11 protein-coding genes are annotated in these 15,822 nt (G+C 27.1%); all 11 read left to right on the top strand.

Going from position 1 to position 15,822, the window contains the following annotated elements:
* The first annotated feature begins 315 nt into the window (after nucleotides 1-315).
* The 11 genes from ACJDT4_RS12010 to ACJDT4_RS11960 all read left to right on the top strand — a co-directional run bounded on the left by ACJDT4_RS12010 (nucleotide 316) and on the right by ACJDT4_RS11960 (nucleotide 15,815).
* The gene (locus tag ACJDT4_RS12010; RefSeq protein WP_406787815.1) at nucleotides 316-639 is read left to right on the top strand and encodes a nucleotidyltransferase domain-containing protein; all 324 of its coding nucleotides are present in this window, start codon (nucleotides 316-318) and stop codon (nucleotides 637-639) included.
* A gap of 322 nt (nucleotides 640-961) precedes the next feature.
* Nucleotides 962-1,885 (top strand): DUF3991 domain-containing protein, encoded by a 924-nt coding sequence (locus ACJDT4_RS12005; RefSeq protein WP_406787814.1) that lies wholly within the window; start codon nucleotides 962-964, stop codon nucleotides 1,883-1,885.
* A 386-nt stretch (nucleotides 1,886-2,271) separates the two neighbouring features.
* The gene (locus tag ACJDT4_RS12000) at nucleotides 2,272-3,357 is read left to right on the top strand and encodes a hypothetical protein (RefSeq protein ID WP_406787813.1); all 1,086 of its coding nucleotides are present in this window, start codon (nucleotides 2,272-2,274) and stop codon (nucleotides 3,355-3,357) included.
* Nucleotides 3,358-3,479: 122 nt separating this feature from the next.
* On the top strand, nucleotides 3,480-5,261 hold the full coding sequence (locus ACJDT4_RS11995; RefSeq protein ID WP_406787812.1) for an ATP-dependent DNA helicase: 1,782 nt from the start codon (nucleotides 3,480-3,482) through the stop codon (nucleotides 5,259-5,261).
* Nucleotides 5,262-5,454: 193 nt separating this feature from the next.
* Nucleotides 5,455-6,060, top strand: a complete 606-nt coding sequence (locus ACJDT4_RS11990) for a DUF1819 family protein (RefSeq protein WP_406787811.1) — start codon at nucleotides 5,455-5,457, stop codon at nucleotides 6,058-6,060.
* A gap of 15 nt (nucleotides 6,061-6,075) precedes the next feature.
* On the top strand, nucleotides 6,076-6,645 hold the full coding sequence (locus ACJDT4_RS11985; RefSeq protein ID WP_406787810.1) for a DUF1788 domain-containing protein: 570 nt from the start codon (nucleotides 6,076-6,078) through the stop codon (nucleotides 6,643-6,645).
* A 65-nt stretch (nucleotides 6,646-6,710) separates the two neighbouring features.
* The gene (gene brxC / locus ACJDT4_RS11980) at nucleotides 6,711-10,280 is read left to right on the top strand and encodes a BREX system P-loop protein BrxC (protein ID WP_406787809.1); all 3,570 of its coding nucleotides are present in this window, start codon (nucleotides 6,711-6,713) and stop codon (nucleotides 10,278-10,280) included.
* Between the two features lie 94 nt (nucleotides 10,281-10,374).
* On the top strand, nucleotides 10,375-13,899 hold the full coding sequence (gene pglX, locus ACJDT4_RS11975; RefSeq protein ID WP_406787808.1) for a BREX-1 system adenine-specific DNA-methyltransferase PglX: 3,525 nt from the start codon (nucleotides 10,375-10,377) through the stop codon (nucleotides 13,897-13,899).
* Nucleotides 13,900-14,057: 158 nt separating this feature from the next.
* Nucleotides 14,058-14,396: a helix-turn-helix domain-containing protein gene (locus tag ACJDT4_RS11970; protein ID WP_406787807.1), complete on the top strand. Its 339-nt coding sequence runs from the start codon at nucleotides 14,058-14,060 to the stop codon at nucleotides 14,394-14,396.
* Nucleotides 14,386-15,240 carry an ImmA/IrrE family metallo-endopeptidase gene (locus tag ACJDT4_RS11965; protein ID WP_406787806.1) on the top strand — a complete coding sequence of 285 codons (855 nt, stop codon included), beginning with the start codon at nucleotides 14,386-14,388 and terminating at the stop codon, nucleotides 15,238-15,240. Before ACJDT4_RS11970 ends, ACJDT4_RS11965 begins: the two co-directional genes overlap by 11 nt.
* Entirely contained in the window at nucleotides 15,240-15,815 is a 576-nt protein-coding gene (locus ACJDT4_RS11960; RefSeq protein ID WP_406787805.1) for a hypothetical protein, read from the top strand. Before ACJDT4_RS11965 ends, ACJDT4_RS11960 begins: the two co-directional genes overlap by 1 nt.
* Nucleotides 15,816-15,822: the final 7 nt, after the last annotated feature.

Raw genomic sequence — 15,822 nt, 5'->3', positions numbered from 1 at the left:
ACCTTTTTTATTTTCTTTAATCTACAACACTGTTTTTAGCTATTTAAAATACAATTAAGTGATTTTTATAATTATGACTTGGAATAAAAAGTGTATATCATAAACTACATTTTTATAAAACTTATATAAACAGACAATTTAGCTTAACAAAAATACGGTTTATAATATGATTTGTATCTATTTATGGCAATGTATAGCAATACATATTTAAGGTGTTGGTAATACACAATATAGCTTATTTATTGAGCAGATCATTAAATAAAATGTAAGTATAGTAACGATTAACTAAGATGTTCAAAAGAGAGGCAAATAGATATGTTGAATGACAATGATATAAATAGAATTGTTAATAGAATTGTAACTAATATTAACCCAAATAAAATAATATTGTTTGGTTCTTATGCTTATGGAAAACCTAATGAGGACAGTGATTTAGACCTATTAATTATCAAGGATATGCTTATGGAAAAACATAAAAGAGGCAGAGAAATAAGAAAGTTTTTAAGGGGGATGAAAATTCCTATTGATTTATTGATATATACTAATAGTGAAATTGAAGTGTTAAAAAATCATAAATCTACATTTATATCTGAGATATTAGAGAATGGTAGGGTTTTGTACAATAAGCATAATTATTAAGATTTCAAGTTAAAAATCATCATATTAGTCTAAAGTACAGCTTTCTTATATATGAATGTGAATTATCAGAATATTCACCACATGGTCTAAAACATAAACCTATATATAGCATACAAAAGCTTTGGTTTTAAATGGTAAATGTGATATAAAAATAACAATTATATGCAACATGATACTATTAGTATATTAAGATTTAAGGGATATGTAATGTTAAAATTAAAGTTAATTACTGGTAAAACGTTATAGAGCAGTTTAACTATATTTTTCTTCTTCTAATGTTTGTATAATGTAAAAAATACAAAAGAAGAAGGAGAAAATAAAAGTGGCATTAATATCAAAAGATAAAATAAATGAAGCGAGAAGTATAGACTTTAAAGAATTCTTAGAAAGAGAAGAAGGATTTAATTTCATTAAAGAAGGTACAAATTATTATAGGTGTAGAGAACATAGTTCACTAATTTTAAAATATAAAAATGGAATATTAACTTATTGTTGGACATCAATGCTACAAAAAGGTGATATTATACAATATGTTAAAGAAAACATTACAAATAATAACTTTAGAAGAGCCGTTGAGTATTTGTTAAATGGTTATTTTAAAGAGGCAAATTCTACAGAATATAAACCTAAAATTATTAAAGGTGAAAAAAGTAATATAGAAATATGTTATGCCTGTAATATGAAAAGAGCATACGCCTATCTATGTAAAACAAGAGGAATAAATCCAAGCATTGTTAATGAACTAATAAGAAAGAAGCTTATTAGTCAGGATAATAGAAATAACTTGATTTTTAAATATCTTGATGAGAAAGGTACTGTTGTCGGAGCAGAACTGGTAGGAACTAATACTTTTAGGCGTTTTAAATCTGTTGAGAAGAATTCAGACGAAAACTATGGATTTAGTCTAAACAATGGTGATAGAATAGAAAAATTAATAGTTTTTGAAGCATCAATTGACCTTTTATCATTTCTTCAGATTAATTATGAGAGTATACAAGAGTCTCTGTTATTGGGGCTTGGTGGAGCTGAAAAAATCAAGAAAATTGATACTTATATAAAGCAGTATAAAGATATAAGAGAAATTATAATTTGTACAGATAATGATAGTGCTGGAGATAAGGCTTTTCATAAAATTAAAATGATTTATAGTAATAATTATAATATTGTAGATGGTAGAAGTTCGTTGAAAACTACCAATACAAAAGATTTCAATGAATTATTATTACAAAAGGCAATTTTGGCATAAGGAAAAGAAAATTAATAAAATGACTCAGTTCTAATAAGATAGACACTGGGTCTTTTTTATTTAAACAAAATAGCTTTTAAGCAGTAATAAAAAGTGATTGCCTATAAATTAATGCATTGGTAGATACCACTTTGTATTATTATAAGCATGTATTTATAAGCTGTTTTATTTTTTCTTTTCTTATGCTTTTAAATTAATTTTTTATTATATAAAATGACTCAAACCTTATAGAGCATCTAAACTGTATAAATATTTTTAATTGAAATCTATAATTAAGTAAAAGTATCAATAATGATTTAACCGATGCGTTATAATACAAAAGTTTGAAATTATAAAAAACAAATATCTAAAGGTAATCGTTCGGTTCAGAAAGTTTGAGGAAGTTTATGAATAGTGATATTAAATATAATATAAAAAAAGCGCAAGAAACTATTGGAGTGGAAAACAGATATAAGCAATACTTTATTAATAATAAAGATAGTATAAAAGGCATGATGACTATTAATAGAGATGTTGATACTATAGATGAGGCTATAGAACTTATTAATAAAGTTGATTTTAGAAAAATTTTTGGATTAGATGTTTTATTAGAAGAGAGATTTATATGTGAATTTTTTTATATGGAGCATAAAATTTACATGGCTTTTAATTCAGAGTTTGAGGCAGATGAAGCAGTGAAAATAGAGGCTGAGAGATATTATGGTAGAGAAGTAAGGGTATCATCTTTTAATCGCTTTAATATGTTTGTTAGAGAAATTTTAATAAAGACTGAAAAAAGAGATGCATGGATAAGATACAATGATAGAAAAAATAAATATGTATATGTGATAGATAGCAAGATTAAAAATAATTATGTCATTTTTGATGTATTTGATTTGTATCAGATATTTATGCAGTGTGATATTAAGAGAGCTGTACAAGAATTATCTAATTTATTAGGAGTGAGAATTAAAAAAATTAATGAAAATAAAAAGAAATATGAAAAATGTAAGCAATTTATTATGAATTCTGCAACTAAAAATAGTTTCTCGGCAGTATATGAGCTTATAGGTGAGCATATTCCTAAATTAGTAGCGGTATTAGATGAAGGTATAGATAAAATTTATTATCACTTAGAAAGTAAAGAAAATATGGTGTTCTCTTGTTCGATGCAATACCTTGCAGGTAGTATGAATAAAAGTAAAAGTACTATAAGCCCCATAATTAATACATTTGTTTTGCTTCATTTATTAGAGAAACAAGACATAAATAATGAAACATATTCAAAATGGAATAGAAATGATATAACGTATTTTTATATACCTCAATATAATGATGACTTGTTTGAAATTGCAAATAAATTGGCAGAAATAATGCTATATAGGGGAATGCGCATTACAGCAAGCTCTTTCTCATATAAAACATGTATAGAGAAATTTGGAGTGGAAGTAGCAAGTTCAATTTTTAAAGATAAAGTAATAAAAGCAAAATAAATTAATATTGTTGGATTTTTTAATAGGTATCTCAAACTGAATAGAACACGTTAGTTATATTAAAAATGTTCATGATATGAGATGATTAAATTAATACTAATTAAGAGGAGAAAATGAATTATATGGAAAAGAAACTTAATGATAAAAGATTAGAAATTAAAATAAAGCTAATATATGAATTTAATCTTGATAAAGAAATTGCAGATGAATTGATTAGAGATTATGGCATGAAAGTAGCAAATGTTATTATAAGTAAGCCATATATACTCGGTCGTTATTTAATTTCTATGAACTTAATAAAAGAGATAATAGAAAATAATAGTATAGATAAGAATGAGGATTATAAAAATATGATTATTATAGCGGCCGCAATTCTTTACACAGTTGAGGATGTAGTTCGTTCTGAAGGACATGTGTTTATTTATAAAAGTGATTTAAAAAGTAAATTTAAAGAATTAAATGAAGAGGTAGATGAACAAAAATTAGAAATGACTTTAAATTTTTTAGAGGCTAATAGTGAAATTGTAAGAGAAACTGACAATGGTGGAAGGGAATGTGTATATCTTACAAGATTGTATAAGGCGGAAGTACAACTTGCAGATATAATATTGGGCTTGATGAAAAAATGTAGATGTAAAAATAGTTCAATAGATAATGATAAAATTGAAAAATTCATTAGTATGTGTAATAGTTCGGATATAAATCTTAATAATAATCAAATTAAGGCTGTTCATACAGCTCTAAATAGTAGAATTAGTATAGTTTCAGGTATGGCTGGAACAGGGAAAAGTACAATTATAAAAACAATTATTGCTGGATTTAAATATATGTTAAATCTATCAGAAAAAGAGATATCTATTGTTTCTTATACAGGAAAATCTGTAAATGAAATGACTAAGAAAACAGGAATTAAAGGTAAAACTGTACATAGATTTTTGGGGATAGGTTTGAATAATAAATATCATAGTATAAAAACGGATGTACTTATTATTGATGAGTGCGGGCTAATTGGGCTTGAATTAATGACACAGTTGCTCTATAATACTGTCAAAGAAAATCCAAATGTGAGAATTGTTATTATGGGAGATCCGTTTCAGCTTAAATCAATTGAAGCAGGATGTGTTTTGGAGGAATTACTAAAAAGTAAAGTTATTAAGGTGACAGAGTTAAAAGATATTGTTCGTCAAAAAAAAGATAGTTTGATAATTAATAACGCGTGTAAAATAATTAATGGAATTCAGATAAATGGAAGAAAAAGTGGAATATGGTTTGATGAAAATGAATTTCAGTTTTTAGAAGTAGGTAGAAGCAATATAAAGACTAAAGTAATAGAAGTAGTAAATAAGTTACTTAGTAAAGGTATAAGTATTTGTGATATTCAGATTATATCCCCTACTAAAAAGGGCATCAATGGAATAGAGGAATTAAACAAGGAAATAGCCAATAGTGTTAATGGTATTTCTGGAAGATATATATATAAGTTTGGAATATTAGATATGGTAATGGTAACTGAGAATGATTATTCTAAAGAAGTATTTAATGGCCAAAAAGGAATTATTAAAAGAGTAGAAATAAATACTAATAGAATTGAGAATGTAACAGTTGATTTCAATGGTAAAGAAGCATTATTTGTAAATGATGAAATTTCATGTATAGAACTTGCATATGTTTCAACTGTACATAAAATGCAAGGAAGTGAGTCCAAAGTAGTAATAATTGTAGTAGATGAAGAACAGGAAATGATGTTGACAAGGGAATTATTGTATGTTGCAGTTACGCGTGGAATTGAACGCGTAGTAATTGTTGGAAACAAGAAAGCTTTTAATGAAGGGGTTAGAAGAGTAACAATGGAACGACATTCATTGTTGGCAGAAAGAATAATAGAGATGAGTAATATAAATTAGAAAACACATTTAGAATAAGGTTATCTAATATCGATAGCCTTTGTTTTTGTGAATTTTTGTAGTGTTGGATTGGTATACGATATGTGTAAAATAATGACGCAGATAATAATAAAAACTCTTTTTATGATGTATTTATGATATAATATAAAATGTATTTTTATAGTATTTTATGATAAAGGTGTGGTAGGCCACTATGAAAAATGAACTTAAATATAGTGCATCTTTAACAAGCGATGCATTTTTATACTATGAATTAAAGCAAGTTTTAAGATTAAAAAATGATGGTCTTTCAGATAGTGAAATAAGAAGTAAGATACTGGATGAAAATATCTTTCAGTATAAGTCAAAGGAGAGTTCTAAAAGGCTTGTTTCTTCGATTTTTAAAAGAGTAAAGGTATTAGATGATACGCTTATAAAGATGCTTTTAGAAGAACCTATGGATACAGGTAAAATTATTAATTTATATGCAATTATGAAGACCAGTAGATTGTTTTATGATTTTATGAATGAAGTCGTAAGAGAAAAATTAGAATTTAATTATGAAATTTTAGAAAAGAAAGATGTAAATATATTTTTTATAGGCAAATCAGAACAAGATGAAATTGTTGCGGGATGGTCAGATACAACGACAAAGAAATTAAAACAAGTAATTTTGAAGATATTGTCAGAGGCAGGATTATTAGAGGATATAAAAACTTGCAGACTTAATAGATTGATAATACCTACAGAGCTTAAGGCGTATATTATTGGAATAGGTGATAAGGAATATATTAAGGCTATGGGGGAACATGTACAGTAAGGAAGTGAAAAAGTTATGAATAAAGTATATGATAGACTTCAAAAGATTGTAGATAAAATAAAGTCAGAAAAGTTTATCAAGGGAAGTGGTCTTGGAAATGAAATTAGTTATTACATATTTGATTATGACCCTAAAGAAGAATTAGCAGTTAGACAATATATTAAGTATATTAAGAAAGAGTTAAATAAAGTAGATTCAAATAGAAAGGTTATTGAATTTGATTTATATAAGCTGTTTATTGAGATTTTAAAAGAAGAAGATATTTTTCAACAAATTATTGCCTTGGAAGAAAATGAAGGAAAAGATTATGTGATTAATGCAGTGACTCCATTTGTTACTGCTGAAATGTATGTCCAAAAGATAACAGAAAAATCTAAAGAATATGATGTTATCTTTTTAACAGGTATAGGAAAGGTATATCCATTTATGCGTTCACATAATATTTTGAATAGCTTACAACAATTCTTAAGTAAAAAGCCAATAGTAGTATTTTATCCTGGAAAATATAGTGGACAGGATTTAACCTTATTTGGAAAATTTAAAGATGAAAACTATTATAGAGCATTTCCTTTGATTTCAGAGTAGTAAATTAAGGATGGAATATCATAATCAACTCAAGTAGAGTTTTACATATATATGGAGGGGTTAGTATGAATGTTAGAGATATGTTCGTTAGAGACATTGAACGTGAAATTAGCGGAGTAGTTAAAGTAGCACAAACAGATGAAAATAAAATTTACCAAGAGTTAGATGAATATGTTGTTACAAAAGAAATATCAAGGCACTTGTCTAAATTTTATGATAATTACGGTAAAAGTATTGATGGTAATACAGATAAAATGGGGGTCTGGATTTCTGGATTTTTTGGAAGTGGTAAATCTCATTTACTTAAGATATTATCATATGCGTTAGATAATCAAAAGGTAAATGGTAAATATGCAATTGATTACTTCAATAATAAAGTAAACGACCCTATGTTACTTGCGGAAATGCAAAGGGATGCAAAGGTTGATACAGAAACAATTCTTTTTAATATAGATTCTAAAAATCCAGTTAACAATAAAAGCAAAGAAGATGCTATTCTCAGAATATTTATAAAAGTATTTAATGAACATAGAGGGTTATGTGATGAAATTCCTGGAGTTGCAAATATGGAGCAACAATTAATGAAAGATGGAGTATATGAAGAATTTAAGCAGGAATTTTGTAAGTTAAGGGGTAAAGAGTGGCTACATAGAAGAAATGCGTTCTTTTTAGATAGGGATTATGTAGCAAAGGCTATTTCAGCTGTTCTTAATATATCTCTTGAGAGTGCTAATGAGTATGTAACAAACGGTGTTACAGAGTATGAAGTCAGCATAGAAAAGTTTGCTAAAGAGGTAAAAGAATATGTAAATAAAAAAGGGAAAAATTTTCATTTGATTTTTCTTGTAGATGAAATTGGTCAGTATATTGGTGATAATTCTACATTGATGCTAAACCTTCAAACAGTTGCCGAGGACTTAGGCACATATTGCAACGGAAAAGTATGGATAATGGTAACTTCACAGGAAAGTATAGACTCATTATTTGATGTTAAAGGAAATGATTTTTCAAAAATACAAGGTAGGTTTGATACAAGGTTAAGTTTATCATCAATCTCTGTTGATGAAGTAATAAAGAAACGTATTCTTGATAAAAAACAAGATGCAATATATCTTTTAAAGGATTTATATAGAGAAAAAAGTGCTATACTTAAAAATCTCATAAGCTTTGATAATGCAAGAAAAGATTTACTTGGTTATTCTGATGAAAATGAATTTGCTGAGGTATATCCCTTTGTTCCTTATCAGTTTAAGATTCTTCAAAATGTATTTGAAGAGGTAAGAAAGCATGGAAGCTCAGGAAAACATTTATCAGAAGGCGAAAGGTCGATGATTTCTGCTTATAAGGAATCCGTACTTAAATATGCTGATTATAGGGATGGAATTTTAATTCCTTTTCATGCTTTTTATGATACTATAGAAGAATTTTTAAATCCATCCATTTCAAGAGTTATAGAAAGAGCTTCGGAGAACCCAGCACTTAAAGAAAATCCTATGAATTTACAAATATTAAAAATATTATTTATGATTAAATATTTAAGTGATGAGATACCAGGTAATTTAGAAAATATTGCGACATTGATGGTAAATAGTATAGATGAAGATAAATTAGATTTAAAAGAAAAAATAAAGGAATCTTTAAGAAAACTTCAATCACAAACACTTATTCAAAAGAATGGAGATAGTTATGTATTCCTTACTGATGACGAACAGGATGTTAATAGGGAGATTAAGTATGAAAAAATCGAAGAGGAAACTTTAAAGAAAGAACTATCAAATTATATTTTTCAAGGTATATATGATGAACCTAAATATAAGTATTCTAAAGTTTATTCATTTACATTTAATAAGATGATGGATGAAAAGGAATATGGAAATCAGACAAGTAGCATGGGAATAAATATACTTACACCTCTTTCGGATAATTATTATAAGAGTGATGAAGAACTAATATCAAAATCATTTATTAATAAAGAAATGATTATTAAACTTGGTGAAAATGATAATTATATAGAAGAATTAAGTGAAGCTATGAAAATAGAGTCATATATTAAGAAGAAAAATGTAAGTTCTCTCCCAGAAAATATACAGATTATTATTACAACAAAGCAGGGAGAAATGAGGTTAAGAAAAGCAAGGGCTAAAGAACTATTAGAAAGTTCAATATTACAAGCGATATTTTATGTTAATGGAGAAAAGCTTGATATAAAAGGTAATTCCGCTAAGGATAAAATAAATTCTGGTTTTAATATACTTGTTAATAGTATATTTAGTAAACTTGGATATATTAAATTTAATTTATCAGGCGAAAGTGAAATAGCAGTATTGTTAAAAAATAACGTTGAACAATTAGGGTTTGATGCAGTAGAGCAATATAATAATGAATTAGCTGAGAAAGAAATATTTGATTTTATATGTCTTCAGGAAGATAATCTTCAGCAAATTAGAATGAAGATAATATTAAATAGATTTAAAGATGCACCATATGGTTGGAATGAAATAGATATTTCTGGAGTAGTAGCAAAGCTGTTTAAAGAGCAGAAGATAAAATTAAGATTAAATGGAGAATTTTTAGAAATAGATAATCCAAATAAAATAGCGGATGCATTAACGAAAATAACAGAAGTTGATAGGGTTATAATTAATAAGAAGATAAAGGTTGATGCTACTCTTATTAGGGCAGTTAAGAATATATGTTTAGATGTGTTTGGAAAAATTAATTTGCCTGATGATGAAGATGGATTGGCAAAATCTATTAGGGATAAAATAAATGAAAAAATTCATGAATTGAAAATATATATGAGCAAATATGAGAATAAGAAATATCCAGGTAAAAGTTTGTTTGAAAAGGGTATTAATGCATTTAATGAGATTATGGAGAATAAAGACAACTTAAGTTTTTTTACAGCATTAAAAAATAAAGAAGATGAACTGCTTGATTGGGTAGAGGATGTTGCTTATGCTTATGCTTTCTTTGAAAACCAAATAAATATATTCGATAAAGGACTTGAAGTTTCTAATAGATGTCATGAAAATAAAGATTATCTTAATGAGAGTGTTATACAAGAATTAAAGAGTTTAGATGATATTTTAAATAATCCTATACCATATAAGAAAATAAGGAATATTGTAGAGATAGCTCAAAATATAGAAAAAGGATTCAGTGTAATAATTGAAGAAAAGAAGGAAAATGCTAAGACAAAAATAAACACCGATTTTGAATATTGTTCATTAAAATCAAGCCAATACGGGGTTAGCAATAGCACAGCAGAGAAAATTAAAACATTTTATAATCATTTACTCTTAAGAGTAAATGAATATACTGATATATTTAAAATAGATGCATCTGTAACTCAAAGTAATAATCAAAAAGAGTATTATGAGAAACTTATAAATAAAGAGATAGAAGAATTTAAAAAGAAAGAAGAAGAGGAAACAAAAAAAGGTAATGTAGTAAATGAACCTCCAGCAGTAAAACATACACCAATACAAAAGCAAGTTGAAAAGATTAGTGTGTCAAAATTAGTTGATATTAGATTACTAAAAACTGAAAATGATGTTGAAATTTATATTAGAGAATTAAAAAGCAAACTTAAAAAGATTATAGATGAAAATAAAGAAATTGAAATTGAATAGTTTATTTTAGTGGGAGGTTTAACATCTCCTACTAACTTATTAATACAAAGAAGATAAATAGCATTAATTTTATGTAGATATATAGGAGGTCAAGATGAATAAGGGCAAGTTAGAAAAATTTGCAGTTGATTCCAGAAGAGAATTAATTGCAAAAATAAAAATAAAAGCAATGCAGTATGGCATAGAAGAAGATAAAATTAAAAAATCTCAAGTTGTTAGCAGTGATTCTGTAATTATTAATGGAAAACCTTTAAGTAATGAAGAAAAAACACAAAGAGAACGACTTTTACAGAAAATAAGTTATCTAAATGAAAGAGGGGAAGATGGGTACGAGCAAATTGTAGAAGAAGTAACATATACTTGGTTTAATAGGTTTACGGCTCTTAGATTTATGGAAGTTAATAATTATCTTCCTACAAGGGTTAGAGCGTTATCTTCAGAAACTCCAGGAAATATTGAGCCAGATTTAATTAAGGAAGCAAGTAATGTAGATCTTCCAGTAGATAAGCAAAAGATTTATGATATGAAATTAAATAATGATACTGAAGGACTATTTAAATATTTAATAATAGCTCAATGCAATGCTTTAAATAAATCGTTACCTTTTATGTTTGAAAAAATAGGTCATTATACAGAACTTTTATTCCCTGATGGATTATTAAATGATAATGCATTTATTAGAAATCTTACAAATATAGAGATTATATCAGAAGAAGATTGGCAACAAGTTGAAATTATAGGATGGCTTTATCAATATTATAATTCTGAGGAAAAAGATAGAGTTATTAAAGCCAAGAAGAAGTATAAAAAAGAAGAAATTCCTTTTGCAACCCAGCTATTTACGCCTGATTGGATAGTTAGGTATATGGTTCAAAATACGTTGGGAAGGTATTGGATAGAATCACACCCAGAGCATAGTGATTTAAAGAAAAACTGGGAGTTCTATCTTGAAAATCATAATCCAGAGCCAGATTTTGAAGAAAAGTTAGCACCGTATATAAATAAAAAACTAAAAGTTGAAGAAATAAAGTGTTTTGACCCTGCAATGGGAAGTGGACATATACTTGTATATATGTTTGATGTTTTATATGAAATATATGAAAAGTGTGGTTATATGAGCAGAGAAATACCACAACTTATTATAGAAAATAATTTATATGGTTTGGATATAGATGATAGAGCTTATCAACTTGCTTGTTTTGCTGTAATTATGAAGGGAATGAAATATAATAATAGATTACTAAGAAATATTGAAAGGAGAGCGGAAAGAGTAGGTAAAGAAGGGATTAAACTTAACTTAGCTTCTATTCAAGAGACAAATAATTTAAATAATGATGATATAGTCTACATAGCTGGAGAAAGTGATGGAGAAAATTATAAAAAGACTAAAGAATTTATTGAGTGGTTTAATGATGCCAAGATATATGGGTCATTAATAAACATAGAAGTATTTGATGAAGAGTTCTTTATTAGAAGATTAGATTATATAATGAAAAATCCAGCTGAGGATATTATTCAAAATGAAAGCAGAAAAAAAGTAGTAAGTATTTTGCCAGAATTATTAAAACAAGTTGATATAATGGGGAAGGAATATGATATTTTAGTTACAAACCCACCCTATATGTCATATAAATATATGAACAGTAAGTTATTGGAGTTTATTAATAAGAGATATGAAGATGTAAAATATGACCTATTCTCAGCTTTCATAAAATATAGTTTTAGAAAAGTAAAGAAGGATGGTCAACTTGGATTTATGACACCATTTGTTTGGATGTTTATTATAAGATATGAGGCATTTAGGGAATATATTATTAATCATAAAACACTTAGCACTTTGATACAATTAGAGTATTCTGCCTTTGAAGAAGCAACTGTTCCTATATGTACATTTACAATTAGAAATAGAAAGATAGAATTTTATAAAGGTGAATACTTAGCGTTATCTGAATTTAAAGGAGCGAATAATCAACCTATAAAAGTATTAGAAGCAATTGAGAACAATGATGTAGAATATAGGTATAATATTAGTTCAACTCAATTTAATAAAATTCCTGGAAAGCCAATAGCTTTTTGGGCGAGTGAACAAGTTATTAATGCATTTAGTAGTGATAAATTTGAGAGATATTTTATCTCTGAAAGTTTAAACTTAACTGGAGATAATGCAAAATTTTTGAGAAAAGTTTGGGAAGTAAATAATGATACAATAGGAAAAAGCAAAAAATGGCTATTATATGCTAAAGGTGGAGGTTATAGAAAGTGGTGGGGTAATCTTACTGATGTTGTAAATTGGTCACCAGAAGCTATCAATCATTATAGAACAGATAAGGTAGCAAGAATTATTCCAGAATATTTATGGTATAAAAAAGGTATTACATGGGGATTTGTTACATCAAGCCTACCAAGTTTTAGAGTTTTGCCAGAGGAAGCAACATTTGATATAGGTGGAGCTTCAGTATTTTTTAATGATTATAATGATTATAATTATTATTTAGGATTTTTAAATTGTAAAATATGTGAGAAGTTATTAAAAATGATAAATCCAACACTGAACTTTCAAATGAGTAATATAGGGTCGTTACCTATAATTGCAAATAGTGATGAAAGTAAGGAAAAAGTCAAAAAGTTAGTGGCTAAATGTATTAATATATCTAATAATGACTGGGATAATTTCGAGATATCTTTAGATTTTAAAAATCACCCTATAATAACATATAAAGATGGCAGTAATAAAATAGAACAAGCATACCATAATTGGAAGTGTTTTTCAAATAATCAATTCTATCAGTTAAAAGAAACTGAGGAAGAGTTGAATAGAATATTTATAGGCATATATGGACTTCAAGACGAGATGGTATCACAAATTGAAGAAAATGACATTACTGTAAGAAAAGCAGATTTAGAAAGAGAGGTAAAATCATTTGTTTCTTATGCAATTGGTTGTATGTTTGGAAGATACTCTTTAGACAAAGAAGGCATTATATATGCGGGAGGTAAATTTGATTCTGCTAAGTATACTACATTTAAAGCTGATGAATATAATATAATTCCTATGCTTTCAGAAAATTATTTTGAAGATGATATGATTTCAAAGTTTGTAGAGTTTGTTAAAGTAATATTCGGAGAAGAAACTTTATCTGAGAATCTTGAATATATAGCAGAAACTCTTGGAAAAAAGAGTAATGAAACTGCGAAAGAAACTATAAGAAGGTATTTTTTAAATGACTTCTATAAAGACCACTTGCAGACATATAAAAATAGACCTATATACTGGATGTTTACATCAGGAAAACAGAAAGCGTTTAATTGCTTAATATATATGCATAGATATGATAAAACTACATTATCAAGAATTAGAACAGATTATTTACATGAGTTACAGGACAGATTGGATACAGAAAGAAAATCCTTAGTTGATGTTATAGAAGGAGATTATTCTACTAAAGAAAAGAGTGAGGCAAAGAAAAGACTTACTCAACTTGATAAACAAATAGATGAAATTAAGAAGTATGATGAAGTTCTACATCACATGGCTGATATGCAAATTGAAATAGACTTAGATGATGGGGTAAAAGTAAATTACGAGAAATTTAAAGGCTTATTAGCAAAAATTAAATAATAGGTTAGTTTACCTACTATCTTAAATGATGGTAGGTATTTAACTTTGTTTAAAAAATAAAAAAATGATAACAATATTAATGTTACATTTACTATTAAACATGAATATATTATAATGTACAGAGAGAGTAAACAATATGTTTACGAGGAGGTTTGATTATGAGTTTTTTTGAATCAGTAGGAAATAATATAGTGGAAATATTAGAAGAAAAGAATATGACGCAAAAACAATTGGCAGATGATATAGGAATATCAAAGCAAGTTATGACTAAGATAGTTAAAGGTCAAAAGGCTATTAATGCACTTGAAATAAAGAAAATTGCAGAAGTTTTAAATGTTACAGTAGATAGACTTGTAGCAGAGAAAGAAGCAGAAGTAAAAGAGCCAGTATTAATGTTTATGGGAAGCGTAAATGATAACAATAAGGAGCAGTTTAAATTCTTAAATTCTGTTATTGGAGAAATAATCAGAATGGAGGAAGCATTAGATGAGTGCTAATAAAAATATTCTTGGAACGCTTGAAAAAGAGGAAATTGAAGATGTCCAAAGAATAGTTAATAGTAAATTAGGAGAATACAAGAAAACTAATCAAATAATAAAGGAAGATATATTCAAAATCCTTGAAATGAATTGCAAGGTTATATATTATCCTATAGAAGATGATGAAATATGTGGGTTTGTATATAATTTTAAGAACCATAAATTTGTATATATAAATTCCTATATCCCTTATGAAAAACAAATCTTTACGGCCGCACATGAGCTTTATCATATATGGTATTCAGATATAAGGGCAGGCGAATTGCTAAAAAGTGTAGTTCTTGAGGAAACAATAAATTTTAAAGATATAAAAACAGAAGATATAAAAGCAAACAGATTTGGTGCTGAATTTTTAGTCCCTAAAGACGTTTTATTAAATGAATTGCAAATTAGAAAAATTGGTAAAAATCTTATAGGCTTAAGGGAAATAGTAGAGCTTATGGATATTTTTTTAGTTCCATATAAAACTTTAATAAGAAGATTGTATGAGATAGAATATTTAACTGAAGATAAGTGCCTTGAGCTTTTGAAAGAAGAAGATAGAAAAGAAGATGTAGGAGTCGTATTATGGCAAAAAAGACTAAAGTTATGTAAAAGAAATAATGAACGAACTAAGGAAATAAAATTTGATGATATGCTTGATATGGCTTTAAGACTTTATGAAAAAAAACAGATTACTTATGATAAATTAAAATATATATTATCTTTATCAAACTGTACTCCAGAGGAATTTAATATTAGGAAAGAGAAAATTGTATTGCCTTCAGAGGAAGAGATACTAAAAATTCTGGAGGAGGAATAATGAAAATTAAAAAGTTAATTATTGATGCAGATATATGTATTAAGATTGGGTGGATTAAAAATATTTCACTAATTGAAATGCTTATTCCAGCAATTACAGAGAAGGCTTACATGCATAGATATGTGTATGAAGACGAAATTTTAACTCCTAAAAATGCAAAAATGCAAATTAATAATTTGATAAATGTAGGAATTATAGAGATTTTAGATGAAGAATGCTTAGGTGTTCTTGATAGAAAAATATATGAAGATACTAAAGATATCTTAAAATGGGCAATGATAGGTACGAAAGAAAAAGGCAAGAATTGGGGAGAAGTTCTTTCGCTTTCAATGGCAAAAGTGTTTGGTATACCTTATTTTATGTCTGACGAGAGAGAACTTCAAGGGATTATTGATAGTTACCTCAGTACAGGAAGCAACGAGGATATAAAGGTTATTAGAGTTAAAGATTTAATTGTTTGGATAAAAGATAATCCTGAGTGTGGTTTAAATAGAAAGTTAGCTAAAGTTTTATGGATAGGAACAGGAAAGAATAAGAAAGAGTTTGATGATTTCATTTGGAATACGCAGTTATAAATAATAA

The sequence above is a fragment of the Clostridium neuense genome, from assembly GCF_045310695.1.
Taxonomy (GTDB): domain Bacteria; phylum Bacillota; class Clostridia; order Clostridiales; family Clostridiaceae; genus Clostridium_S; species Clostridium_S neuense.
Note: the sequence above shows the minus strand (reverse complement) of the source record. Positions and strands in the feature narration are given on the sequence as shown.

Excerpts from the sequence above, each read along its gene's own strand:
- ACJDT4_RS12000 (WP_406787813.1), top strand. The coding sequence starts at position 2,272 with ATGAATAGTGATATTAAATATAATATAAAAAAAGCGCAAGAAACTATT.
- ACJDT4_RS11960 (WP_406787805.1), top strand. The coding sequence starts at position 15,240 with ATGAAAATTAAAAAGTTAATTATTGATGCAGATATATGTATTAAGATT.
- ACJDT4_RS12010 (WP_406787815.1), top strand. The coding sequence starts at position 316 with ATGTTGAATGACAATGATATAAATAGAATTGTTAATAGAATTGTAACT.
- pglX (WP_406787808.1), top strand. The coding sequence starts at position 10,375 with ATGAATAAGGGCAAGTTAGAAAAATTTGCAGTTGATTCCAGAAGAGAA.
- brxC (WP_406787809.1), top strand. The coding sequence starts at position 6,711 with ATGAATGTTAGAGATATGTTCGTTAGAGACATTGAACGTGAAATTAGC.
- ACJDT4_RS11990 (WP_406787811.1), top strand. The coding sequence starts at position 5,455 with ATGAAAAATGAACTTAAATATAGTGCATCTTTAACAAGCGATGCATTT.
- ACJDT4_RS11995 (WP_406787812.1), top strand. The coding sequence starts at position 3,480 with ATGGAAAAGAAACTTAATGATAAAAGATTAGAAATTAAAATAAAGCTA.
- ACJDT4_RS11965 (WP_406787806.1), top strand. The coding sequence starts at position 14,386 with ATGAGTGCTAATAAAAATATTCTTGGAACGCTTGAAAAAGAGGAAATT.
- ACJDT4_RS11970 (WP_406787807.1), top strand. The coding sequence starts at position 14,058 with ATGAGTTTTTTTGAATCAGTAGGAAATAATATAGTGGAAATATTAGAA.
- ACJDT4_RS11985 (WP_406787810.1), top strand. The coding sequence starts at position 6,076 with ATGAATAAAGTATATGATAGACTTCAAAAGATTGTAGATAAAATAAAG.